Source organism: Dongia sp. (assembly GCF_041918875.1).
Lineage (GTDB): Bacteria > Pseudomonadota > Alphaproteobacteria > Dongiales > Dongiaceae > Dongia.
The window spans coordinates 373,524-399,191 of the sequence record NZ_JAYRUV010000001.1 but is presented as its reverse complement, the minus strand read 5'-3'; the positions used below and the strand labels follow the sequence as shown (position 1 = coordinate 399,191).

General features: G+C 57.2%; 15 protein-coding genes. 2 read left to right on the top strand and 13 right to left on the bottom strand.

The features are described from left to right. Positions 1–77 precede the first annotated feature (77 nt). Genes ACE3TY_RS01685 through ACE3TY_RS01675 form a run of 3 tightly spaced genes read right to left on the bottom strand, consistent with a single transcriptional unit; the run spans position 78 to position 15,932 of the window. A complete protein-coding gene (locus ACE3TY_RS01685; RefSeq protein WP_374650298.1) occupies positions 78–14,204 on the bottom strand; it encodes a calcium-binding protein in 14,127 nt (4,708 codons plus the stop codon). A 40-nt stretch (positions 14,205–14,244) separates the two neighbouring features. Then, positions 14,245–14,949: a hypothetical protein gene (locus ACE3TY_RS01680; protein ID WP_374650296.1), complete on the bottom strand. Its 705-nt coding sequence runs from the start codon at positions 14,947–14,949 to the stop codon at positions 14,245–14,247. A gap of 11 nt (positions 14,950–14,960) precedes the next feature. Beyond that, on the bottom strand, positions 14,961–15,932 hold the full coding sequence (locus ACE3TY_RS01675) for an HlyD family efflux transporter periplasmic adaptor subunit (protein WP_374650294.1): 972 nt from the start codon (positions 15,930–15,932) through the stop codon (positions 14,961–14,963). A 225-nt stretch (positions 15,933–16,157) separates the two neighbouring features. Here ACE3TY_RS01675 and ACE3TY_RS01670 point away from each other — a divergent pair, with 225 nt between their 5' ends. Then, a complete protein-coding gene (locus ACE3TY_RS01670) occupies positions 16,158–17,657 on the top strand; it encodes a hypothetical protein (protein WP_374650292.1) in 1,500 nt (499 codons plus the stop codon). A 124-nt stretch (positions 17,658–17,781) separates the two neighbouring features. Here the strand turns inward: ACE3TY_RS01670 and ACE3TY_RS01665 are convergent, their stop codons facing one another. Further along, the gene (locus ACE3TY_RS01665; protein ID WP_374650290.1) at positions 17,782–18,057 is read right to left on the bottom strand and encodes a hypothetical protein; all 276 of its coding nucleotides are present in this window, start codon (positions 18,055–18,057) and stop codon (positions 17,782–17,784) included. Next, a complete protein-coding gene (locus ACE3TY_RS01660) occupies positions 18,054–19,103 on the bottom strand; it encodes a hypothetical protein (protein WP_374650288.1) in 1,050 nt (349 codons plus the stop codon). The genes ACE3TY_RS01665 and ACE3TY_RS01660 overlap by 4 nt, the downstream gene beginning before the upstream one ends. A 746-nt stretch (positions 19,104–19,849) precedes the next feature. On the opposite strand from ACE3TY_RS01660, the gene ACE3TY_RS01655 reads away from it, so the two are divergent. After that, complete coding sequence (locus ACE3TY_RS01655) at positions 19,850–20,377, top strand: hypothetical protein (RefSeq protein ID WP_374650286.1); 528 nt, start codon at positions 19,850–19,852, stop codon at positions 20,375–20,377. Here ACE3TY_RS01655 and ACE3TY_RS01650 read toward each other — a convergent pair. From ACE3TY_RS01650 to ACE3TY_RS01615, 8 genes are all read right to left on the bottom strand, one after another. Continuing rightward, the gene (locus ACE3TY_RS01650; RefSeq protein WP_374650284.1) at positions 20,360–21,115 is read right to left on the bottom strand and encodes a phage portal protein; all 756 of its coding nucleotides are present in this window, start codon (positions 21,113–21,115) and stop codon (positions 20,360–20,362) included. The genes ACE3TY_RS01655 and ACE3TY_RS01650 overlap by 18 nt on opposite strands. A 5-nt stretch (positions 21,116–21,120) precedes the next feature. Beyond that, the gene (locus tag ACE3TY_RS01645) at positions 21,121–21,594 is read right to left on the bottom strand and encodes a hypothetical protein (RefSeq protein ID WP_374650282.1); all 474 of its coding nucleotides are present in this window, start codon (positions 21,592–21,594) and stop codon (positions 21,121–21,123) included. A 3-nt stretch (positions 21,595–21,597) separates the two neighbouring features. Then, a complete protein-coding gene (locus ACE3TY_RS01640; protein ID WP_374650280.1) occupies positions 21,598–21,837 on the bottom strand; it encodes a hypothetical protein in 240 nt (79 codons plus the stop codon). A 338-nt stretch (positions 21,838–22,175) separates the two neighbouring features. Beyond that, positions 22,176–22,358, bottom strand: a complete 183-nt coding sequence (locus ACE3TY_RS01635) for a hypothetical protein (RefSeq protein ID WP_374650278.1) — start codon at positions 22,356–22,358, stop codon at positions 22,176–22,178. Positions 22,359–22,682: 324 nt separating this feature from the next. Then, positions 22,683–22,973, bottom strand: coding sequence for a hypothetical protein (locus ACE3TY_RS01630; protein WP_374650276.1), 291 nt, complete (start codon positions 22,971–22,973; stop codon positions 22,683–22,685). Further along, the gene (locus ACE3TY_RS01625; RefSeq protein WP_374650274.1) at positions 22,970–23,293 is read right to left on the bottom strand and encodes a hypothetical protein; all 324 of its coding nucleotides are present in this window, start codon (positions 23,291–23,293) and stop codon (positions 22,970–22,972) included. Before ACE3TY_RS01625 ends, ACE3TY_RS01630 begins: the two co-directional genes overlap by 4 nt. A gap of 108 nt (positions 23,294–23,401) precedes the next feature. Continuing rightward, the gene (locus ACE3TY_RS01620) at positions 23,402–23,971 is read right to left on the bottom strand and encodes a hypothetical protein (protein WP_374650272.1); all 570 of its coding nucleotides are present in this window, start codon (positions 23,969–23,971) and stop codon (positions 23,402–23,404) included. An 81-nt stretch (positions 23,972–24,052) separates the two neighbouring features. Beyond that, positions 24,053–25,531 (bottom strand): hypothetical protein, encoded by a 1,479-nt coding sequence (locus ACE3TY_RS01615; protein ID WP_374650270.1) that lies wholly within the window; start codon positions 25,529–25,531, stop codon positions 24,053–24,055. Positions 25,532–25,668: the final 137 nt, after the last annotated feature.

Here is a 25,668-nt window from a genome sequence, read left to right as displayed (position 1 = left end):
CACCTGGCACGACGCGGAAGATATCGTGGCGTGCCGTGCCTCAACGGCGTTCAGAAAACCATTTGCACCAGCCTGCCTTAAGCCGCTTGACCGGAATGCCAGCTAGCGGCCAGCACGGGCGCCAAGGCTTGCTTCACGGTCGGATCGAGGTTGATCTGTCCTGCGGTCGGCGCAGTGAAGGTCGCCATCGCCTGCCGGAGTTGCTCAACATCACTGTCGTCGAGGTAAGAGCCATCCCCAAGCTCGATCCGGTCAACCTGGTTGGCCGTGCTGGCATACCAGCCCTGCACCGTCACCCGGTCGCCGTTCCCGAGGATGTCGATGAGAAGATCGTTGCCAGACTTGGACAACCAGAGCTGATCGGTAGCGATATCCGCTCCGAGCACCAGTTTGTCGGCACTGCCATCGGTGTCCGCGGCATCGACGATGTCTTGGCCGGAACCACGCCCGAAGCGGAAGGTGTCGACACCCTCGCCGCCTACAAGCAGATCCGAGCCAGCACCGCCGTCGAGATCATCATTGCCAGTATCGCCCGTAAGTGTGTTGTTGCCGACGTTGCCGATCAATTTGTTGTCGACGCTATTGCCCGTGCCGTTGATGTTGGCGGTCCCCGTCAATGTCAGGTTTTCGAGGTTGGTACCAAGGGTGTAGGTGAGGCTGGCCTCTACCGTATCGATCCCTTCATTGACAACCTCTGTCACAATGTCTCCGGCACTATTGACCCCATAGACATCATTGCCCTTGCCGCCAACCAGCGTGTCGTTGCCAAGACCGCCATCAAGACGGTTGGCCAAGTCGTTGCCCGTCAAGGCATCATTGCCCGCCCCGCCCGTCAAGTTCTCGATGCCGATCAACGTATCGATATCGGCGGCACCTGCATTGCCTAGATTGGTGAGAAGGCTCGCTGTCACGGTAACGCTGAGGTAGCCATAAGATGCCGTATCAACTCCCAGACCGCCGTTCAGCGTGTCATTGCCTAAATCACCGGACAGGATGTTATTGGCATCGTTGCCCGTGATGATGTTGATGAGCGCATTGCCCGTACCATTGATGACTGTGGTTCCTGTCAGAGTCAGATTTTCGAGATTGCTGCCGAGCTGATAGCTGATCGAGGAATTGACGCTGTCCGTGCCTTCGCTGGCGTTCTCCTGCACGACATCGGCGATATCGTCGACACCATAGATATCGTCACCGACGCCGCCCGTCATGGTATCGGCACCTATTCCGCCGATGAGGGTATCGTTCCCAGCAGCACCGCTGAGCGTATTGGCAAGAGCATTGCCCGTGATGACGTTGTCGAGGCCGTTGCCCGTACCGATATTGGCAGCGCCAACAAGAATGAGATTCTCCAGATTGGCACCAAGCGTATAGCCGCCGACCAGGGTGGTTTCGACGGTGTCGACACCTTCCGACGCGTTCTCGGTGATGCTATCGCCGATCTCACCTACGACATAAGTATCGTCACCCTTGCCGCCGACCAGCGTATCGGTCCCCGACCCACCGTCGAGGCGGTTATCCGCATCGTTTCCGGTCAGAATATTGTTGAGGCCGTTGCCGATGACGAAGCTGGCGTCCGTTCCAGTCAGGGTCAAATTCTCCACATTGTCGGCGTTTCCAGCCATGACATAGGAGGCGGAACTCAAGATTGAGTCGGTGCCTTCACTCGCCAGCTCGACAATCTTGTCGCTGATATGATCGACGATATAGGTATCGTTGCCAGCGCCGCCCGTCATACGATCAGCCCCGGCCCCGCCATCGATCCAGTTATCAGCGCTATTCCCCGTGAGGACATCGTTGAAGCTGGAGCCGATCAGGTTTTCGATCTGATCGTAGGTATCACCTAAGGCTTCGCCCGCATTGTTCGCCGCATTGGCGAGGTCCGCGGTTACTGCTTCTTTTGCATTAATGTAGGACGCAGCATCGATCCCGGAATTACCCTTGAGCAGATCCGCTCCCAATCCACCGATCAGGATGTCATTGCCAGTACCGCCATCCAACGTGTTGGCGCCATCATTGCCCGTGATCGTGTTGTCGAGCGCATTGCCTGTCCCAGCAATGTTGGCCGTCCCGGTCAGGGTCAGATTTTCGACATCGGCATAGAGCGTATGCGCAACGGACGCTTCAACCGTATCGATGCCGTTGCCGCCATAGGTAAGATCGGCCGCGTTGTCGACCACCATCGTGTCATTGCCATCGCCACCGGAGAGCGTGTCAGCGCCCACCCCACCGTCGAGGCGATTGTCGTAAGCATCGCCAGTCAAGGTATCGTTGTAGTTCGACCCCTCCAGACGGTCCATAAACTTCAGAATATCGCCCGCCGCATCGCCGCCGGAAACAGCCCCCGTGGCGAGGTTGACGTTCACCGCGGCACCGGAGTTCTTATAGCTCGCCGTGTCATCGCCGTAGCCGCCATCCAGCGTATCCGCCCCGGCACCGCCCTCCAGGATATCGTCGCCGATATCTCCCTTGAGGATATTGGCCGCGGAATTACCGATGATGATGTTATCGAGGCTGTTCCCCGTGCCATTGAGGGCGGTGGCGCCCGCTAAGGTAAGATTCTCGACATTGTCGCCCAGGGCATAGGTGACAGAGCTCTGCACGGTGTCGGCGCCGGAATCCCACTCTTCGACCAGCACATCGCCGACATTGTCGACGACATAGGTGTCATTTCCAATGCCGCCGATCAGAATATCCGCACCAGCGCCACCATCGAGTTTGTTGTTGCCCGCATTGCCGACCAGCGTGTTGGCAATGGCGTTCCCGCTGCCGTCGATATTGCCGGACCCGGTCAGTATCAGTTCTTCGACGTTGGCGCCGATGGTGTGGCTGACGTTGGCATAGGCCACGTCATAGCCTTCACTCAGCGCTTCCGTCTCGATGTCGCCCGCATTATCGATCCAATAGATATCGGAACCTTGGCCACCCACCAGCGTGTCGGCACCTTGGCCACCATCCAGCGTGTCGTCGCCAAGGCCGCCGTTTAAGGTGTTGGCCGCAACATTGCCGACGATTCTGTTGTTCCCGCTGTTACCCGTGCCATTGATGGCGTTGGTTCCGCTGAGAGTCAGATCCTCGACATTGGCGCCGATGGTGTAAGTGACATTGGCCTCAACCTTGTCATATCCCTCACCTGCGTTCTCGACGATGGTCTCGGTACCGCTGGAGATGACATAGACATCGTCGCCGATGCCACCCTTCAACGTATCGGCACCACCACCGCCAATGAGGCGATCGTTGCCTGCCTGGCCATCGAGGGTGTTGACGGCCGAGTTACCCACGATCTCGTTGGCCGCCACGTTGCCCGTACCATTGACCGTGTTGCTACCTGTCAGCGTAAGATTTTCGAGATTGTCACCGAGGGTGTAGGTCAGGGCGGATTCCACCCGATCGGTACCTTCATCGGCAAGCTCTGTCACCTGATCCCCAACGTTGTCGACGACATAGGTGTCGTTGCCCACACCGCCTTTCAGTATGTCGGCGCCCAGGCCGCCATCCAGGCGATTGTTGCCGCTATTGCCGATGAGCTCGTTGCCAAGTGCGTTGCCCGTACCGTCGAGATTGTCGCCCCCGGTGAGGGTTAGATTCTCGATTTCGGCTGCCAAGGTGAGCGAGACCGATGCCAGAACCCGGTCAGTCCCTTCATTTGCGGCTTCGCTGGTCGCGTCGGCAGCATTGTCGACGATATAAGTGTCGTCACCGCTGCCACCCTGCAGGATGTCAGCCCCTACGCCGCCATCGAGGTAATCGTTACCCGCAGCACCAGAGAGCGTATTGACGCTCGCATTGCCGACGATGCGGTTATCGAGCCCGTTGCCCGTGCCCGTCGCAGCCGTCCCGGTGAGGGTCAGGTTTTCAAGGTTGGCGCCCAGAGTCCAGTTGAGCGCCGCTTCGACCGTATCGACGCCCTCATTGGCCAGCTCCGTCACGACATCGTCGGTGCTGTCAACCACGGCTGTATCATTGCCCGTGCCGCCGACCAGCGTATCTGTTCCACCTTTGCCGTCCAGGCGGTCATTGCCATCGAGGCCAGAGAGAACATTGCTGCCAATCGTGCCGAGGATGACGTTATCCAAGGCATTGCCCGTCCCGTTCGCGGCCGATCCAGACAGTGTCAGATTTTCGACGAAAGTGCTCAGGGTATAGCTTACCGACGCCACCACCGTGTCGATGCCACCCGCGTCGATATGCTGTCCCCCCTCATCGACGCCTGCTGTTGCCGGATCGTCCAGGGTGAGCGTCTCCGCGCCACTCGCATCGTAGGTGTACTCACTGACCTGATCGCCCGATTGATCGACCAAGTAGGTGTCATGGCCCTTGCCACCATGGAGGATGTCGGCGCCCGTGCCGCCATCCAAGATGTTATTGCCGTCATTGCCGACAAGCAAATTGGCCGAGGCATTGCCTGTGGCATTGATATTGAACTTGCCCGTGAGAGTTATGTTTTCGAGATTGGCCTGAGCGGCAATCGAATAGGTCAGGGACGTTTCGACGGTGTCATTGCCAGCGCTGGCGTTTTCCGTGATCGCGTCGCTCGCCTGATCGACGACATAAATGTCGTCGCCAAGGCCGCCCGTCATCTGGTCGGCGCCAATGCCACCGTCGAGGCGGTTGGCGTTACCATCGCCCGTCAGCGTGTCGTTGAACTTGGTTCCGGTCAGGCCTTCGATCGAGTTGTAGCTATCACCCGCTGCTTCGCCCGTATTGGCTGCCGCATTGGCAAGATTGGCTACAACGGCAGCATCCGCGTTGACATAGGATGCCATATCGGCCCCCGTGCCACCCAGCAACGTATCGCCGCCTTTCCCGCCGATCAGTGTGTCATCACCATCCAAGCCGGAAAGGGTATTCGCTGCGTCGTTGCCCGTGACGATATTGCCAAGAGCGTTGCCTGTGCCATTCAGGGCCGCAACGCCTGTCAGCGTAAGGTTCTCGGTGTTCGCACCTAGTGTGTAGGTCATCGACGCCTTGACGAGATCGGCCCCCTCATCGGCGCCTTCGACCACTTGGTCGCCCGCATCGTCGACGATGTAGGTATCGTCACCCTTGCCGCCCTGTAGGGTATCGGCACCAGCCTTGCCATCCAGGGTATTGGCGGCTTCATTGCCGATGAGGATATTGACGCCCGCATTGCCGGAGCCATCGATCTTGGCCGTTCCGGTCAGCGTCAGATTTTCAACCTGATCGCTCAAAGTGTAACTGATACTGGCCTCAACCGTATCCGTGCCTGCGCCAGCTGCTTCCAGGACACTGTCACCGACATTGTCGACCACGTAGACGTCATTGCCCAGGCCACCTGCCAGAATGTCGTTCCCGCGACCGCCATCGAGACGATTGGCGGTATCATCACCTGTGAGGTTATCTGCAAAGACCGTGCCTGTCAGATTCTCAACACCGGAGAAGCTGTCACCTGCGGCATCACCGTCAGCAGCCACACCGGATTTTAGGCTCACGGCGACCCCGGCAGACGAAGTCGCATAGGACGCGGTATCAGTACCACTGCCACCGATGAGCTGATCGGCACCAGCACCGCCGATCAGGATATCGTCACCCGTGCCGCCATCGAGCTTGTTGTTGCCGACATTGCCGATGAGTTCGTTGCCAAGCCCGTTACCCGTACCGTCGACATTGGCAGTTCCGGTCAAGGTCAGATTCTCGACATTGGCAGCCAAGGTATAGCTGACGGATGCCTCGACCCGGTCGACGCCCTCATCGACCGCTTCGCTCACCGCATCGCCGATATTGTCGACGACATAAACATCGTTGCCTTTGCCACCTGTCAGGGTGTCCGCACTCGCCCCGCCATCAAGTCGATTGTCCTTGTCGTCACCCGTCAGATTGTCGGCCTGCATTGATCCGGTGAGGTTCTCGATTGAACCAAGGGTGTCGCCTGCGGCATCGCCGCCGGAGGCTGTCCCTGCGGCCAGACTGACCGTGACCCCGACGGCCGAGCCCGCATAGGACGCGGTATCGATACCGTCGCCGCCATCAACTGTGTCGGCTCCCGCATTACCCTGCAGCGTATCGTCACCGGATCCGCCGGAAAGCTTGTTGCCGCCCGTATTGCCGATAATGACGTTGTTGAGACCGTTGCCCGTGCCATCGATTGCAGCGGTGCCCGTCAGAGTGAGGTTTTCGAGATTTGCGCCGAGCGTATAGCCGATCGACGCCTCAACCGTGTCGGTGCCGTGATCGGCCAACTCGCCAACAACGTCGGCGATATCGTCCACCACATAGGTATCGTTGCCGAAACCGCCCGCCATCTGGTCGGCGCCCGTGCCGCCATCGATCCGGTTATTGCCGTCGCCGCCGATGAGGATGTTCTCCAACGTATTGCCGACAAGATTGACATCGGCTTTCGTCTTCACCAGCAGGTTTTCGACATTGGCACCCAGCGTATAGCTGGCGCCGATAAAGCCCTCGATCAATTCGACCGTGTCACGGCCCGCATCGGCAGCCTCCGAGATCGCATCCCCGGCGTTGTCGACGACATAGGTATCTGAACCGAGTCCCCCCGCCATCGTATCGACACCCTTGCCACCGTCGATCCGGTTCTCGGCGTCCGATCCGGTGAGATTGTCCGCCTGGTCTGAGCCGATCAGATTCTCAATAGAGACAAAGGTATCGCTTGCGGCATCGCCGCCCGATGCGGTTCCGAGTTTGAGATTGACCGTGACGGCTGCGGCCGATCCAGCATAGCTTGCCGTATCGACGCCTTCGCCGCCATCCAGCGTGTCTGCGCCAGCACCACCCTTCAGGGTGTCGTCGCCCGAAAGCCCATAGAGCTTGTTATTGGCCGTATTGCCGATGAGGATGTTGTCGGATGCGTTGCCTGTGCCATCGACCGCCGTGGCCCCGGTCAGCGTGAGGTTTTCGAGCTCGGTCCCCAGCTTATAGGTAAGAGCCGTTTCAACCGTGTCGATACCGCCCCCACCATATTCGGTGATCGTATCGCCAACGCTGTCGACCACATAAATGTCGTTTCCGGCCCCGCCAGCCATCACGTCGTTGCCAGCACCGCCATCCAGACGGTTGGCGCCAAAGTTACCCCAAAGCCTGTTATCGAGCGTATTGCCCGTGGCGTTGATATCAGCCGTCCCCGTGAGACGCACGTCTTCGATGTTGGCACCGACTGTATAAGACACCGAGGCTTCGACACGGTCCAGGCCTTCATTGGCGTTCTCGGTAACGACATCGCCTGCATTGTCGACCACGTAGAGGTCGTTGCCAGCGCCGCCCACCTGCGTGTCCGTACCTTTGCCGCCATCCAGGCGGTTGTCGCTCTGATTGCCCGTCAGGCTATCGGCGAAGTCGGAACCAATGAGGTGTTCGACCTCGAAGACAGCATCGCCCTCGGCATCGCCACCAGCAGTTTGCGCCGTTGTGAGATTGACGGTCACTCCGGCGCTGGAACCCTCGTAACTGGCCGTATCCTCGCCAGCACCGCCGACGATATTGTCGGCACCTTTGCCGCCACGGATGAGATCATCACCGTCGAAGCCGCGAAGGTCGTTGGCACCGTCATTGCCGAGGATCGTGTTGTCGAGCTTGTTGCCGAAGCCTGCTGCTGCAGCACTCCCGGTAAGCGTCAGATCCTCGATATTGTCGCCAAGAGTAAAGCCGACCGAGCTCTCCACGCGGTCATGGCCCCAATATTCATCGGCGGCATCGGCTTCCGTGACTGTATCGCCCAGGCTGTCGACCCTATAGACATCGTCGCCCTTGCCGCCTGCGAGCTGGTCGTTGCCAGCGCCGCCAACGAGCGCATTGTCGCCGTCATTGCCTGTGATCTTGTTGTCCAGGGCATTGCCAGCGCCATCTATATCGGCCGATCCCGTGAGGGTAAGATTTTCCAGATTGGCGCCGAGTGTATAGGTGACAGCGCTTTCCACGCTGTCGGTGCCTTCGCTCACACCCTCCGTGACAACATCGCCAGTCGCATCGACCACATAGGTGTCGTTGCCGCTCCCGCCCGTCAGTGTGTCATTTCCCTTGCCGCCGTCGAGGTGGTTGTCGCTGATATTGCCAATGAGTGTGTCGTCGAACTTGGACCCGGTCAGGTTTTCGACATTGCCAAGCGTGTCACCTTCGGCCTCGCCACCTGTACCAATCCCCGTGGTGAGACTGACACTGACGCCCGCAGTCGAGGCCGCGTAGGACGCAAGATCAGTACCGTCGCCGCCATCCAGCGCGTCGGCGCCAAGACCGCCCACCAGCGTATCGTTGCCGCTTGCCCCCGCGAGTTGGTTATTGGCCTCATTGCCTTGGATCGTGTTGTCGAGCGCATTGCCCGTGCCATCAATGGCACTCAAACCTGTCAGAACCAGGTGTTCGACATTGGCACTCAGCGCAACGCTCACGGACGCCTGCACAAGGTCAATACCCTCATCGACAGCCTCAGCAACTTGGTCACTTACGTCGTCAACAATGTAGAGATCGTTCCCCTTGCCGCCGACCAATAGGTCAGCACCAGCACCGCCATCGAGCTTGTCATTGCCGTCAAGGCCTTCGAGTTTGTTGCTGGCAGCGTTCCCGGTAAGAACATTGTCGAGCCCGTTGCCCTTGCCGTTGACTGTGGCCGAGCCCGTAAGCTGCAGATCCTCGATGCGGTCACCCAAGGTCCAGTCAACCGAACTCTCGACCTTATCGACGCCATACTCCCCGTCTTCGATCGTCTGATCGCCAACATTGTCGACCACATAAGTGTCGTCGCCAAACCCGCCGACCAGTGTGTCGGAACCGAGACCGCCGTCGAGACGGTCATTGCCAGCCCCGCCTTCCAGGCGGTTGGCGGCGCCATTGCCGAGGAGATCGTCGTTCCAGATGCCGCCGATGACGTTCTCCACGTTCGACAGCGTGTCTTCGGCCGAACCACCGGAGACCACGCCTGTCACCAGATTAGCCTTTACGCCCGCCAGCGCTCCGCCATAGGAGACCGTGTCGACGCCGTCGCCGCCATCGATCGTGTCATTGCCCGTGCCGCCATCCAGCCAATCGTCACCTGCCCCGCCGGACAAGGTGTCCAGGCCTTCGCCGCCAATCAGTCTGTTGGCGTTGGCGTCGCCTGTGAGAACATCGTTGAACGCTGTCCCGACCAGGTTCTCTATCTCGGCTATCGTGTCGGCAAAGGTTTCGGTCGACACGGTAGAGATCAGACTACCATCGACAGCACTGACGATCTCAACCGTCGTGGTGAGGGTCGCCGTGCCTGCAACGAGGTTCGCACTAACGCCAGATTGCGTGATCTTGTATTTTTGACCCGCAGGCAAAGTCACCAACGAGGCGAGCAGCACTGTCTGCGCTGCGGCGTAACTTGCCGTATCGTTGCCAGCGCCGCCCGTCAGCGCGTCAGACCCACGGCCGCCATCCAGCACATTGTCCTGCGTGTCGCCTGTCAATTGATCGTTGAAGGCAGAGCCAATTAGGTTTTCAATTCCGGACAGAACATCGCCTGAGGCATCGGTGCCTGCGTTGAGGGCATTATTGGCCAGATTCACCGTGACCGCGGTTGCTGCCTTGCTATAGCTCGCCGTATCGGTTCCCTCGCCGCCGATGAGATTGTCGGCGCCAGCCCCGCCTTCCAGAACGTCGTTGCCCTTGCCACCCTCAAGCTTGTTGGCGGCGGCATCGCCAGTCAGGCTGTCGGCGAAGTCCGAGCCAAGGACGTTTTCGATGCCACTGAAGCTGTCGCCTTCAGCCTCGGCACCTTTGCCCGTATTGCTTCCGAGATCGACCGTGACACCACCTGCTGCATGCTCATAGACAGCCGTGTCATTTCCAAGGCCGCCCACAAGCGCATCCTTACCCGCACCGCCTTCCAGGCGATTGTCGGCAGCGTTTCCAGTGAGGCTGTCATCAAAGGTCGATCCGACGACATTCTCGATATTGGTGAGGGTGTCGCCTTGGGCAAAACCACCTTTGTTATCGGCGTTGTTCGCCAGATCCACGGTCACGCCAAAGATAGAGTTCGCGTAAGAAGTCGTGTCATTGCCAGCGCCGCCATCGATCTGGTCGGCGCCGTCGCCACCCCAGATCCGATTGTCATTGATGTCGCCCGTAATCTTGTCATTGCCGCGGCTGCCCACGATATCCTCGATGCCGAAGAGCTGATCGCCCTCGGCATCGCCGCCTATATTGTTCGCGTTGTTCGTGAGGTCCACCGTAACGGCGGAGGTGGAGTCCGAGTAATCCGCCCGATCGCGCCCGACGCCACCATAAATCCGGTCGGTGCCTTCACCGCCGGAGAGAATGTCGTCGCCCGTTCCGCCGATCAGGACATCCTTGCCGCCAATGCCGAGGATCACATCATTGCCAGCAGCGCCTGCCAGCCAATTGGTGCCGTCATCTCCAGTGACAATCTCGTCGCCGCTTTCGCCCGTATAGGCGGACAGCATCTGGGAAACGTCGACCATCGACCCGTCGGCGAAGGCGAAGGTCTCGACCCGGTTATTGGTCGACGACCAGTTCTCGATCCGCATCCGGTCGGCTTCCGCCCAGAAGCTTCTGTCATCCAGAATCTTGGCGGCATCCACCGTATCGCGACTCCGGAGGGCGATCAGGAGATCGTCACCCATGACTTTGATCGCAACGTCTTCCACGCTGACCCCGGCGCCGAAGATCAGGGTATCGGACCCGCCATCGGCATCCTTCCACTGTGACGTGATGACGTTACGCGTGCCACTCTGCGTCACCGTGAAATTGCCCGCTTGGGTAATGGTGTGTGATGTCGTCGTTGTGTTCTGACCGCCACCTGACGTCGTTGTGTAAGTCACCGTACGCGACAAATATGTCTCAAAGAGGTTATAGATATCTTGCGTTGTGGTGGTCGTTTCGAGATAGCGGTTCTCGTCCTTCACCACGTCCCATCCCGCCCCGCGGGCGAAAGCATAAGTGTCGTTTCCAGCGCCACCTTCCAGGCGGTCATCGCCCGCCTTGCCGTCGATGGTATCATTTCCATCTCCACCAATAATCTTGTCGGAGATGGAGAGGCCATTCAGATTATCGTTACCTGTAGTTCCCGCTACTGGATTCTGCGCCGCAAGGGCAATTGAGTTGGCGCCCAATTGCGCAATCACAAGATCAGCGATGAGCAGGGTCGTGCCATCCGCTAGCTTGACGTTCTCGATACGATCCTTTGGATCTTGCCAGTTGGCTAGCCTGATGGAGTCTGCGAGGGCGTTGGCGGGCGCGTTGGGATTGCTGGAGTCCTTTAGCCCGAGATAGAGGTCGTTGCCACGGAGTTCAAACACAAGATCAGCAGCGACAATACCGGAGCCCAACTCCAGGACGTCGGCGCCAGCGTCGAGATGGATGTCTTCCGGTGTCGTAACAATGTCATAGTCGCGGATCGTAGCGTACATCGCCTGTTCGTAGTGCGCGCCGCCTTGGCCGGAATTGGGGTAGTTAGGCCAATAGATGACTTGGTAAATAGAGCGATGAGTTTCGTTGGCGTCAGTTACCTGAACTGAAAATGCATCTCGATCCAAGATTTCGTCGTGGCCATCACCCCGAGTAAATTGATAGGTATCTGCTCCGGCACCACCAGCGGCCATATCGTCATTTTTGCCGCCATCGAAGACATCACCGCCCCGAGATCCAAAAAGACAATCATCGCCATCATTTCCCGAGAGTATTACTGCATGGGACTCAGAAGTAGTGAACTTATCGTCGCCTCCGGTACCCGCAACAATCTCCACATCCATCTCAGCTAGATTTCGAGAAACTCCTATCGCGCCGGAATATGTGACCGCATCTATTCCACCGCCACCGTTTACGATATCGTAGGAATCCGCTTCAATATAGTCATCGCCATTTCCCGAAAATACTCTGTCAATACCCGCGCCACCTATGAGGTAATCTGCTCCTGCTGAGCCAATCAGGATGTCATTGCCCGCCCCCCCATCTATATTAACTCCCAGACCGTCAGCGGCTACGACATTGCCGCCACCGTCGAGCACGTCATTTCCATACCACCCCCGTACCGCCTCAACGTAGCTAGCAGCGAGATTGATAGTTACTCCGACATTGCTTGTTACCACCACCAGGTCCGAGCCGTCCCCGCCGTCGATAACACTATCGTCAGCATCCACGAAGAGTACGTCATCCCCAGCACCACCAGATAACCTGTCCTCTCCGTCGCCCCCATCTATAAAGTCATCACCATCGCCACCGCTAAGAATGTCGTCACCAGCATTGCCAACAAGTGTTACTGTTTGAACTAACTCTGCATTCGTAATTCCACTTGGTCCGCTTACAGCTCTATAAGAGGACGCATCAAAGTCATCTGCAGCGCCTGAACCAAACGCCGCAACTGCACCTGCCGCCTTGAGATCCAACTGGACCGGGAGCCCCTCCTGACTAAGGAAAATGACGCTCGTTGTTTCACCTTCGATATCAATGCGCGTTCCGTTTGGCGTTTGGGTGACTTTGTATCCTCGTGTAGACGCATCAAAAGCAACGTCAGCAACCTCACCTGTTGTTCCGTCCAAGCGAACATAGGACGCTCTACCAAATATCTTGTTGCCTGCGACCTCATCTTCTTGCTGATCTGAGATCAACGAAACTCTGCTGATTCCAACATCACTGGGTCCAACGAGCTCTCCCTCATCGACAACTGCATTGCTGTTCTTGTCTCGCCAAACCTTTACTTTTCCCCAATCTGTATCATTGGCATCCAGCCAGCCATCCATGTTACTGTCATACAGCGTGCGCAGTGCCTCTAAATCTGTATCGTCTGCTGAGGTTGTCGAGGCAAAGGCGAGCTCTTCGCTTTTGTCGATCTTTCCATCGCCATCTACATCAACAACTAGAAAGCCGTCGTCTCTTGCTGCCCAACCAGCCGTCTCCAAATAGCCATCGTTGTCGAGATCGAAACTCACTCCATTCGCGCGATTTAGCAACTCGACACCATCAGCATCAAGGTCGAGCACTACGGGAGGAACGGATTTATTGTGAACTCGATACCCGCCCGCAATATATCTGTGGGTCGGCTCAACCGAGATATTGTATGTTGTATATTTGCGCGCCTTCAACTGGGGCCGCACCGGAAGGCATTTGGTAGTACCGTCGGCTGCAACACCAGCTTCGCCACTGCGAACTGCTTCCCAGAGCGGCAAGACACCTTTGCTTGTTATAAAGGGATGAGTAGCAGTAACTCCGAATGCGCCAAAATCAACTACATCACAGTCTTCGTGCTTATGAAGCGCGGATACGACGCCTACAGCAAGATGGCCGTCTTTGCTGAAGGATTGGACATGGTCTCCCTCGCGTAAGAGAGAGATATCCTTCTCCGATTGATCGGCCATTAATACCGTAGTGCCCGAGGTAAAGCAGGCATCTCGCTGATGATCGTAATCTGTTCTAGGATCTCTGCCAGTTCGATCGAGCGTCCGATCCCAGCTTCTCTCCAACGAAGCGCGCTGGAAATCGCGGTTAAAATTCGGCGAGTCCCTCAGTTCTTTGGGATACTCAGCTCGGATTGTGGAACCCTCGTCACGGAGCGCAACGTTGAGGTCGGCTATCTCTGCGACTGAAAGATCTGTGGGATCAATTGTACCGTTCTTAAGCCCTTTCTTAATGCCTTCGGCAATAGACTCTAGGAAATGCTGGAACTTGGTTGGATTCTCGCGGAAATACTTCTGCTTCTCGATGAAATCTAGCACGTTGTGCAATGCAGGGGGATGCGCAAAGGCATTAGCGGAGAACTGCTTCAACGCTTGAGCAAGCCCCCCTGACATATTTGACCATTGTCCAAGCGCCACGGCGGCGGACAAATCAAGTGAAATTCCCCAGCGCTGTGCCGATGCTGCTGCTACCAGTTCCGCCCAAGCAGCACCTTCAGCAAGGTGCTTGGCATCCATCTCATCGACTTTGGCAATGCCATACGCACCGGAGAGAATTTCGTTGATCTTAGAAACGAGATCGTCAATAGGATTTGTAGCCCCCGGAGCATTCTTCCTGTTGGCTGCGACAATATCAGCCTCCTCCTGAGTCATTGTTCCATCTTCGACCGCCTTATCTAAGATGTCCTTTAAAACACCCCAAGCCCCATTGTTCTTTCTTATATCGCCTTGACTGAATCCGAACGCGTACCCGCTATTGCCAGCAACGGCATTTCCAAGACTGTACCCACCACCCTCATTGGCCTTTATGCCTTCTTTGACTGCCTCGCCAAATCCGGGCTTTACACCACCACTTACGCCATCCATGACTTTGGCTCTTTCTGTTTGGACAAATGTGAGGCTGAGTCTACTCGGTCAGTTCGCAAGGAGATTGCTCTTTCAACTCGACGAAGATGGTGGACGCTGTGGCGTCAGCGCCCTCTTGTTCCAGGGGCTGGTCCCTTTGTTGTCTTACCTCATATTCTTCGAGGTATCCTTCAGCAATACGCGCAGAATCAGCGGCGCGAATGACTTGCAGATAGACTGCATCTCCCCTGCCCACTATTGCTATTTTTTTTGCGCCGTAGATTTCGCAATCCTCTTGCGGAAGCCCCATTGAGGTCCGACTATCTGAACTTGAAAGGGTAAATATTTTTACGCATGACAGAGAGCCTGCGATGCTGCCGTAGATTACTAGGCCCGGCTGATCGGCCTTAGTCGGCGCCAATATTCCTGCTTCGTCCAGCGTAGCCAACACCGCGATTGAGTCTGGAGCGATACCGCTGGCGTCTAGCCCCATGAGCTCAAGTTGATTCTGCATCCGAGCATCGGCACCTCTCCACATCTTCGCTAAATCAGCGTCGGACGCTGGGACTAGATGACAGTATTCTTTTTCGCCGAACTTAGCGGCGGTTGAGCTACAATCTCCCACAACGGTTGCTTTGGCTGCTGCCAAGCAATCTTGGACAGCGATCGCTGGATGGATGCTAAGAATAACACCAGCTACCAGTCCACCAAACAACGCCCGCACTGCGACGCCTGGAAGAAGATGCATATTGCGGCGACTATTCATGGTTCTCTCAATCACTTGCTATCTTTCCTATCTTTCCTATCCTGCCTCATCACCCATCTTGAAGATTGGCGACAATACAAACTCCATGACCCGCGCACACCAGTCTTGACCTCTACTGTTGCCGCCATACCCGGCGACAAGCGCACATCCTTACCATCGATGTTCATCATGTCCTTTTCGAGGCGGATGCGGGCTGCATATCCAAACGTCGGCGCCTCCCCGTTCTGGCCTGGCTGCTCAACCGCATCATCCGAAACGGTAATGACTCTCCCAGCGATGAGCCCGTATTTCGTGAACGGAAGCACTTCCAGCTTGACGGCGGCTTTCTGTCCCCCGCGAACAAAGCCAATATCCTTGTTCTCGATTGTCGCCTCGATCTCGATGTCCGAGGCGTCCGGTACGATCGCCATCAACTGCCGGGCCAGGCTGACGACACCGCCGACGGCGTGAAGCTGCATTTGCCGAACTGAGCCCAATACGAGGCCCAAAAGCTGCTGTTGGGGTTGTCGCTGCTCCGCCTTCTTCGGATATTCAGTCGATTGTGCAATATCGGATTCGGCAGCGTTCAAGTCTGTGAGACGATAGCGCTCGAACTCCTCGCGATCGATCGCGCCTTGATGCCCATGCGCTAGGTTGTCGATGGTAGCATTCACTTCATCGGGGTCAGGCAATACGATTTTTGAAAGAATGATGCATTTACCATCACTGTTTTTCGCAATCGCTGGAGCAAACGCCGTTGTTAACCATTTCCATTGGGCACCCGCTGATCGAGACTTAGATCCTGCATTCCGCGCCACTCGCAAAAGGTCGGAATCCGATAGTTCAGTGGGATCTTGCGCCGGGGAATGTGCCACCGCAGCGGAATCCAATGATCCGCCATGGAATCGAGGCGCTAAAATTAGAATTTTTAATTCCGTATCAACGCCTTGCTTGCTACGCACCTCTCCGACTGACGCTGACAAAAGATGCAGAGCCTTGCCCATAACCAACCCCTGCCAATGCTCGTACGAGCTATATTTCTATGTATTTCTAGCAAAGGTTATGAAACCGCTACGATTCAATCAAGGAATTATTCCTGCAGGATGCATATAAATGAGTTAACTGTCCCGCCTTCATCTTTGCGCGCTTCCAACAACGTATGGTTTAGTTGTTTGTCAAACGGAGTTGAATTCGGGGCTCCGACGCAATTCTGATGGAGCCAACAGCCTATGCAGCGCATCCATCATTTTAGTATCCAAACTGCCAAGAAGGCCTTCTTCAGCACCCACCATGGTTTTTTGATTGCGAGAGACAATCTACGCGCCCGCGATGCGGCACTCCTCGGGCTCACTGCCGTCCTGATCCTGGCACTTGAAATCGAAGGCACCTCCTTCCGCAGGGTTTATCTCTGCCGCAGATCCCAGCCTATCGATCCACTTCGGTTTCTGACCCAGACTTGGCGCAACGTCAGGGGCTTTGGCGGTATCCCCGACATACTCAAGGTTCATCCGGAGGTGGATGTGACGTTTCCCACATTGGCCAATGCCATATGCGCATTGGGCGCCATCTACTGCGTGCCGAGCAGCAAGGATCGCATATTCCGGTCCCGACTACGCTACGCTCAAGAAGAGGCATATAAGCGGACTACAGAGTTCATAGCGCAGACTTTGCGTATCCACCGTGAGGCCGAGTTCAACGACTTCCTCGCGCAGCTTGATGGAGGCGCATCTGTCTTCGCAGACACCACCCTTCCCGACGCCAGTGGAGCGCCATCAGAGACATCCGATCTTCGAGTGCTATCGGTGGCCTTGGAAGTTGGGGCCGAGGTCCATGACCTTGATGCCGCAACAATCCCTCAGAGCTTCGAGTTGGGCCAAAGCACTATCCCACCACAAGCCATGAAGACACTCTACCTCGTGGAAAGTGACGGCCTCCCCCTCCTCCTCGACTATCTTCCAGTCGGCCGCAAGGAGCTGCATCGGTTCAATGCCAAGAGTGCACCCGCCCAACAAGAAAGACAGACGGCCAAAGCCCAAGGCAAGGCAGATCCGCACGCCACACCCGCCACTGATGAAGAGAGCATCGATGATCCACCTTCCGATGGCGACGACGAGGATGACAGCGCTGGCGACCAACTTTACCGGACGATCGAAGCAGCCCGGTTCATCGTCACCTGCTGGCCCACGCCGCCTGGCACACTCGCAAGATCAGTCAGCCTCTCGGCGCAGGCATTGAGTTGGTTTCTGGCGCGCCAAATCAGCCTTGATGCCAATATACGCAATCGCGTGTGGGGCGCCCTTGACTTGGTTGAGGATGTTCGGCCGATGTCACCGGGGCCCGCGATCTATATTGCCCGCAAGCGCCGTGACGCGCAGGCGCTGTATGAAGAAGCCAGTAGCGGCGGCGACCTCCGCTTCGCCCACGAGGTTCTGCCGGATAGCGGATTTGCCGATCCTTCGTGGCGCTATCTGTTGTTCTGCCGTTACGGTTATCCGGAACCCATCGCCATGCTGTTTCACCGTGGCAGTCCGGCAGCCGACTTGCTCGACCATGGCAGACAATCCTTGATCAATCTTGGCGCAGCGATATCGCTACCGCGCAATCTCTATCGGAAGATCCTCCGCATCAGCACATCCCTCGACTGGTCGCGGCCCGATGCAGCTCGGGCTGCCCTCCGGCGTTTCTGGAAGGAGGAGCGCAGCATTCTGAATCTGCTTGACCAGCATTGACGCGCGTTTCGCTGTTGATTGCGGTGGCGCATGGGCCGAGCGAGAGACCCGACCCATAGTGCCGACGAGGCCGGGTGACATATCTGGCCACCCCGCCAACGCCTCACGTCCTGCCCCCTAAATATCAATCATTGTAAAATATGATCAGGGATTTCATCGGATCGTCCGAGCAAACATCGACGCAGGCGCCCCTATACTCCCCCGCCAGCGCCGCCACCATGGCGTCCGCGGTCTCACAACGGCTGTGGCCAAGATTCAGGTGGCGCCGCGCTGAAATCGCGACCCTCCTGAAGCGAGGCTCATCCGGCGCGTCGCGTATGTCGGGATCATTATCAGTTTCGCCATGAGCAATCCGCACCAGAACCTCAAAGACTTTGATCTTGATCAGTTCCCCCATCATGCCACCTCATTCATTTGCAGAGCGCGCATCCTGGGCTTGAGCGTGCGGTCATGCGGCGCAATCCAGACAGGACGGCGCAGCAGGCGGCCCTTGCCATAGGGCTGAAGACGCCGATGGCCACAGACTGGCGTTGGCGGCTGTGGCGGCGCCTCGCCAGCGATCAGGGAAACGGCTGGGCGGGAGCCAGGCGAGGCCATCGATGGCCGCATTTCCTCCCCCAAGGCGTCATGCAACACAGCGCCCGTCTTACCCAACACGCGAACCTTGAAGAGAGAGTATTTCTTGGCGTTCTGTGGCCCCTTACGTCCTTGCCGTCGAGGATCGTCCGACGCCAGATAAGGCAGATACTCCGGCTGGAAGAGCTCAACCGATAGAGCATAGACCATCGCAAGAGCGGTAAACGACCCGACTGTCGTCATCACATCCGTCGTGGTCAGGTCTTCTTTAACAAGGCCCTCGGCCAGGTTGCAGCAAGGTGTCACCTCACCGACATAGGGCACCTGGCTATCGTGGCTGTACCAAGTGAGGCGCATATGCTGATTGCTGCCGGGCTTTGAGAGAACCGCCACATAGCGGAGATCACCTTTGCGGGCAACAGATGCAAAGAGGAAAACCGCCCGCACTTGAAGCTCGGCTCCGAGCATGAAGACGCCATGCGGTAGGTCGAAATAGCTCACTCGTCGCCGCAATCCCTCCTGCAACGCCAGTTTACGGATCTCCGGTGTCGCGAACATCGGCCGCAGGGCAGCGACGACATCGGGATGTAATGCAAACAATGACGGTCGGAGCGGCGCGCCATCTGCACCCGCCCGCGCCTGCGCCTCCTCTTCGGTCAGAAAGAAGCTGTGCAGTGACGCCGAAAACATGGCTGGCTCAACCGCCGCTGCATCTGGTGTCTCCAACAGCACCCGTGCCGCGGCAACCGCGATCTCACGCATGGCGGTGCTGTCATCAATCACCAGCGTCAGCTTCGGCCTGTATGGGCCATGTAACTCGGCGAGTTCTTCGGCAGCGCCGTAGCTCGCCCAATCTAAGAATGTCTGCATTCAGATCTCCATTTGTGTGACAGCCAGCAACGGCTGCGGCACAACGGATCTCCTATTTAGCGCGTTCCTGGAAGAGCCCGGAAGTTGTGCAGACTCTCGCCAAAAAGCTCACAAAATATAGGATTTTACTAAGCAATTTGGTCCGGACCAAACAAAGAGCAAGGAAAATGGAAACTCATTTCCTTGGCCCGCCAAACAGAGTTTTGAGATGTGCTTGACGACTTTTAAGAGTTATTCACCGAGAGGCCCCTGATGGTTGAATGCAAAAACAAATTTGGCTTGACGCATTTTTCTGGGCCGAGACAGCTTATAGTTCTGGTTCAACTCTCATCGGCGCCATCCGCCAGAGAACATGTCACCAAGGATTGCCCCATCAAGAACGCCCCTATCTGGCGTCGCGTCATGCGGAAGTTCGGCCAGGATCGCTTGAGATGGAACCGTGCGCAGTGCGATCGGCAACAAACCCCTGATCTCACTGGTATCCTGCTCAGCGTCACACGGCCCGAGCTGAGCTAAGAGGGGCACCAGGAGACCCTATCCGTGGTCCAGCGTGGGGGCAGACTCATTTCCTTGGCAGCGGTGAGCTGCTCAAGCATGTTTGTATTCCCTGTGTCCTTGCCGCTCGCCAGTCGGCAGAACTCATACAATCTTGGTGAATCTGTCAGCCGATTGCTCAAAGCGAATTCCATTGCAAGGCTGCTATGCCCGCTGGAATGACATTATCATCACCATATAAGGCGTTGAAAATGTCATTCGGTCGGATCGCCGCGCACCGTTTCCACTCAACTTATTCGCCGATTGAGCGAAAGAAGTGCTGGTCGCGTCCAGGTGACCTTGTCATCCGCCACCACTTCGCCTCCCCGATCATCCCAACCGCCGTCCTGCCATGCCCGGTCAACTGCCTCTTCCGCCAGGCCATGGAGACCAGCCATTTGGCTAGCATCAATGTCGATATCTCCAGCATCGAAAGCTGGCTCGACCGTCAGATGATCCGGCTCATACCCAGGCTACCAGTGCGTCGCCCCTTCCCGGCCATCGACATCTACGTGGATGGTCGCCCGGAAAGGCCCTCCCGACGGCGGCGTCTCGTCGTGCAAGTGCTCAGAGAAGTACTGGCCTTAAATGTGGGCAGCGGTGACGGATATGACGGCCATGACCGGGCCTTCTTGGCTGCCGCGCCACTGGCCTGGGCAACCACATTGGCGATGAGTAAGTCATCATCCATCAGCCAGCTATCGCGACTATCGGCGCAAAGGTCATCTCGCGAGCATTGACCAGATCGGTCTCCTCGGTGGTCGAGCCCATCGCCGCCGCGACTTCACGACGCGTGGTAAAGCCCGCCGCAACAGCCGCCTTGTGGGCTTCAACATCCTGGACCGGATGAATATAGCCGCGAGCCGGGGGCGCCATGTAACGCGCATATAGTCGCGACGCTTAACGCCCTTCGGCGGCGTCCATTTGCCGCTGGCAATGGCGAGATCGACGAAGCGGCGCCAGATCGCGCGACACATCGTGAATACGACCATGTGATACTGCCACATGGTCACAAGGCGGGTGAACCCCAACACGTCCGCACGATAAATCCTGTCATTCGTGCCGCGACGGTCTCCGGTCAGGGCCTCATATGACATGCCGACCGACACCGCGGCAGCCGAGAGCTGCTGACGCTGGAAGGCCTCATACGACCCGCCGACTTCAGCGGGGTTCATGAACTCAATGTTATAGCCGGGTGGCAGGACCGACATACCGCTAGGCGACATCTTGGAGATGACCACCTCTTCGGGCTGGTCAGCACCCATGATCCCAGCGACGACTTCACCATCGTCCGCGGCGCCAGGCGTCGTGATGACGCCGGAGTTCAGCGCAGCCGACTGCCTTCTCTGCATTTCGGCGTCGTCATAGATGTCGCAATCATGGAGCTTGATGAGGCCACGAGCCAGCCACGGCTCACCGCGGGCGACACCTATGGTCGTTGGCAGCACCCATCTTGCGGAGAGCCGCCAATTCGGCATTGAGGTCAGTCATGGCTTGGGGTCTCCGGGTCAGTGTCCTCAATGTCGTTATCAGCGGGATCGATGCCGGGATGAATGTCGCCGAAGGGGTCGGTGATGGCCGCCCACTGCGGCTCTGCCCTGTGGCCTGCTTTGCCCTGCAGGTGTTCGTTGCCAGGCAATGGATAGAGCCGGGCGGCTTCAGCCCCATCCAGTACACCGCCCACAAATGCCGCAAGATATTTCCGTGGCATACCTGAGGGCGGCGTCGGTACTTCCACCCGGCCACCGAGTTCACACTCCCAGCCTTGGGCGTAACCGATATTGCGGCACGCATCGGCCGTCTCCATCTCATCTAGCGCAATGGCAGGCTTCAGCGCCCCGGTGATGCGTGTGTATGCACAGGGATTTGGCGCGATGCTGCCCTGGCACACCCCGACGATATAAGTAATGTCGCACAGGTCTTTTGGCGCCGACCGAAAGCGGGATTGCCTAGTCATGTGTCAGGCCTCCTCGCGCTGGACGGCACGAAGGCGGACCACACGTTGTCGGAAGGCCTCACGCATCGCCACGCTGCGCGCCTCTTCGTGATCGAAGGCCTCCTCCACAGTCCCGGCGACTTCCACCGCGCTGGCGTGCTGTTGCCTGAGCTGGCGGCCGAGGTGGACCGCAAGTGCCAACTCATCGCGACAAAGTCCTGTTGATGTCATCATTTCATTCTCCCTGTTCTCGATGCCAGCCATGGTGCTGACATGTATGAGCTAGGCCGCTCACAAGGAGATTTCAAACCGTCGACATGCAAGGAACTACGCGCCGACCAACCAATTCGTGGACGTCGCAAGCGGACTTCGGCGAATTCCTTGGCAACAAATATTTTTTGCTTGCCACTCTTTGCCGCCGACAATTGGCCATCGCGCCGACGATGTGCATTTCACAAAGTCACCGAGGTTATTCAATTTCTTTAGAGCATGTGGTCGGGCTGACCGTGCTATGTGCTCAGGCTTCCATATGCGTACTCATGATGCTGAGTACGGGCGTCGCGGACTGATCAGGGAGATATGGGGAGACCGATCATTCACGATCATTGCCCTCCCCGATCAGCCTTGATCGCCGCCAGCATCGCCCTCTCGATCGCCGTTGCGGTAGCTTCGGCCGCCATAGGCTTCACCTTGGGCTTCATCATCAAGCTCAAGCGGTGCCGGATTTCAGATTCGCGGAAGCCCCGATCAACCAGCATAGAGTAGGTCTGCTCCAGCAGAGCCATTATAGCCGCTCGTGCCTCCGGGGTGCCGCCCGATAGCGTCCGGCCACGTTCCGACAAGGCGTTCGCCAGCGCACGGTTAATGTCAGTCTGCGTGGGCGCCCGGCGCATGCGAAGCTTCTCGGCATACCGCTTCTGCGATGCACGATTCACCCGCCTGACGTTGTCTCGATTCCTTGCCATGGCCCTGCCTTTCGTAATCAGCTCATCACCAGATTCATTGTGGGGCCGGAGGTTGCAAGAAACGGCGGCGCCGATAAGAAATCATGGCGCCGAGTACGGGAAACGAGGACTGCCCAATGTTGACAATTTGGGCGTGAGGTCGGTTCACCCTTCCCGAAGCAGCTTCGGAATCCCAGTACTCAACCGCCTCTTCATTTCCCATTGGGCGGGCCTCGGCGCCCGAAAGCCCGTGGCAGCATTGCGGAAGATCGCTTCGGCCTGACCGTGGCGGTCGCCCTCTCTAAGCATGATTGCCAGGGCATCGAGGATAGATGTCGCCATGCTCTCGGCAGTGAATCCGACTTCGCCGTTGCCAGCATCGATGGCAGCGCGCAGCCTTTGATCACGTTTGCGCTCTGCAGCAGTGCGGCGACGGCGTTCGATGATCTCTGTCATGACCGTACCTTCTGCTTGCGGTTCATCAGTCGCGCCTCAATGGCCAGCCGTGCCACAGCGGGGATGGGGAATCGGTGGCTGGCAAGCTCCACGACCGTGGCCAGGGGTTCATTGCTGTTGGCGGAGCGCATGAGATGGGCCATGGCATCGAGGAGAGCGCGGTCGATGGTGTTGGCATTGACCAGGAGCTTGCCTGTCGGGGTCCGAGCCTGCGCCTTGGCGCGTTGTTCACGCTTGCGGTCTGCCCAGGTTTTTGTTGGCCGAGGGCTCAATGCCGCGTGAGTGAGCATGGCGAGTTCGAGATTGTTGAGTGAGGACATGGCGATTTCCCTGTTTCGCGGACCGAGACATTTCGGACGGTAGGGAAATGTTGAAATGTTGGCTTGCAAAGAACGAAATGATTTTGGACATGTCCAATTTGAAATTCGCTATTCCCTGACGAGATAGGCCTTTCGATAATCATTCTCGATGTTGGCGACTTCGAAAACGGCCACTCTCAGATTGGCTTTGCCGTGATCATCTCCATCCGGAATCACAGCACTGATGAACCTGTCCAGCTCAGACGGGATAGAGACCAAGATAGCATGTGCCTCACGAGCCTTGCGGAGAGCCGCCTTGGCACGCTTGAGTGATGCGGTGGAGTTCTTGCCGTACCCGGCATGAATAGCGCTGGAGAGCTTTCCGATGAGAGTTTCCGGCGCGGACACATCACGGCCATACAAGCGATTGGAGGTTTCGGCCGCAACAGTGCTGGGGTTGGCAGCGTGTGACCGAAGCTTCCGAGCGCACTCCAGCATTACAGTCTCTCGATGGCTGAAGCAGATTGTATTCCAGATATGAGCATCAAGGGATTTCGGCCGATCCGATGTGTCATATTCCCAAGCAGGATCAATGTTGGGCTTCAAGGTCTTGGCGACCGTGTCTTCCAAGTGGGCTGGCATATGCTTCTTCTGCCGAAGGGCGTTGAGTGATGCACGGATGTTGGAAGGGATGTTCATGATCGGGTTCCGTTTCTAATTTGATATCTGTTCTAAGTATCTCTTTTTTACTATAGACCTAATCGTACTCTGACGCCGACCTCACAGGCCCGCGACAGCTTCGTTCCAGAGACGATAGACCGTGTCCTTCGACAACCCGCAGTCTCGTGCTACGCGAGCTTTGCTGACATCGCTTCCAGCCTTCTTCATGTAGAAGACCATTATCGCAAGGGTCCTTGCACGTTTCTTCGTCGCCGTGTGGTGCGCACCGAGGCTCTGCCGCGTGCGCAGGGAGCGGACGCCCTGCAACTCATCCTTCATGCAGCCTGGGTTGTCGCGCAGGGAACCGATCCGGGCTGGATTGAAGTCGACGGCCAAATACGCACATACCTTGTAAAGGATGGCCATCGCCTGTTGGGGTTTGAGACCATGGGACATCGAATGCCGGGCCTCAGATCCAAGTTCAACCATGAGATTTGCCATGAGTTTCTCACGATTGGACAAGTCCAATTTCACATCGCGTGTTCTGTGCCAATGCCGGAGAAGGTTGGTAGTCGCCGCCCGGAAAGTCGTGAATGCGGAATTCGACTGGCACTCCGTCATGCCCTCCCGGTCGCCGACGACCACGGCATGATCACGCTGTAGACGAGCGTTTGTCACCCTTAGGTCAAGGCGCTTTCCAAGCTCAGCCAGGGTCAGGGGCAGGTCTTCATTGAGAATGACCGTCGTCCAATGGGGTGACAGAGGATTCTTCACGCGAAGTGGGTTGGACATTCCTCCCGGATCGCTATTCATGGAAAGCGTGGCATGACATAGCGCACGAGAGACGGCATCAAGCAGCGCGATCGGCCGCCAGTTTGCCTTCTCATCGGTGCGGACCCCATTGCCTACCGGGAGTAGCGTGATCAGGTGAGGCTTGTGAATTCGCCCATCAGCCGACTGCTCACCGACAGCCAGGTGAGGAAGCGGAATTCCGCGAGGGTCGAGTACCTTGTGGAGTTGTCGCTTCAGGTCCTCGGGAGAGTCGTAGATGCCATCATTGTCAGTACGGATGAAGCCGACAACTTCCTTATTGCCTTCGATATATCGGTAGTCGAGAAAATGGACCTTTGAATCGCCCAAATTGTCGACGAATTCTTTAGTCTGCCCAGCCTTCAATTTACCCAGGCGCGGAAGGGTACGGACAAATGCCTGGAGATGCGGGTGGTCGCGGGACTTCAGGGGTTTGTAGACGAAGCCATCCTGCAACTTGCCTCCAATAGGAGTTGCACCATCATGGACGTAGCCAAATTCGTAGCGGTGTTTTAGGCGCTCGGTACGAGACAGCTTCTCTTTTGCCCTGTGCGCCAAGATTGAGCGTGTCGTCTCTATCCGCTCAGCATGCTCAGCGGTGAAGTTGTCGTTCGCAGTTGGCGCAGCTACATTGCGTAGCAGTCGCTTCTTGCGTTCCTGATCACGACGTTCGTCGATGGTCGCAATCTCTTTGAGGCGCGTATGAGCGCCATCCTCGATGACACGATGCATTAGCTCTTCGGCGACCGGATTTGGGTCCGCCAGAATGATGGTTCGAAAGCCTTCCATAGTGGTCTCCGCGGTATCGGCTCATCGCGGAAACCTTGTCTCTTGCTTGTGAGAGACCCAGACTTGCATCTGGCGGCGCGCTCTGATCCTGCTCATCAGACAATCGATCAAAGGCTGCAAACATTTGATCGACGCCG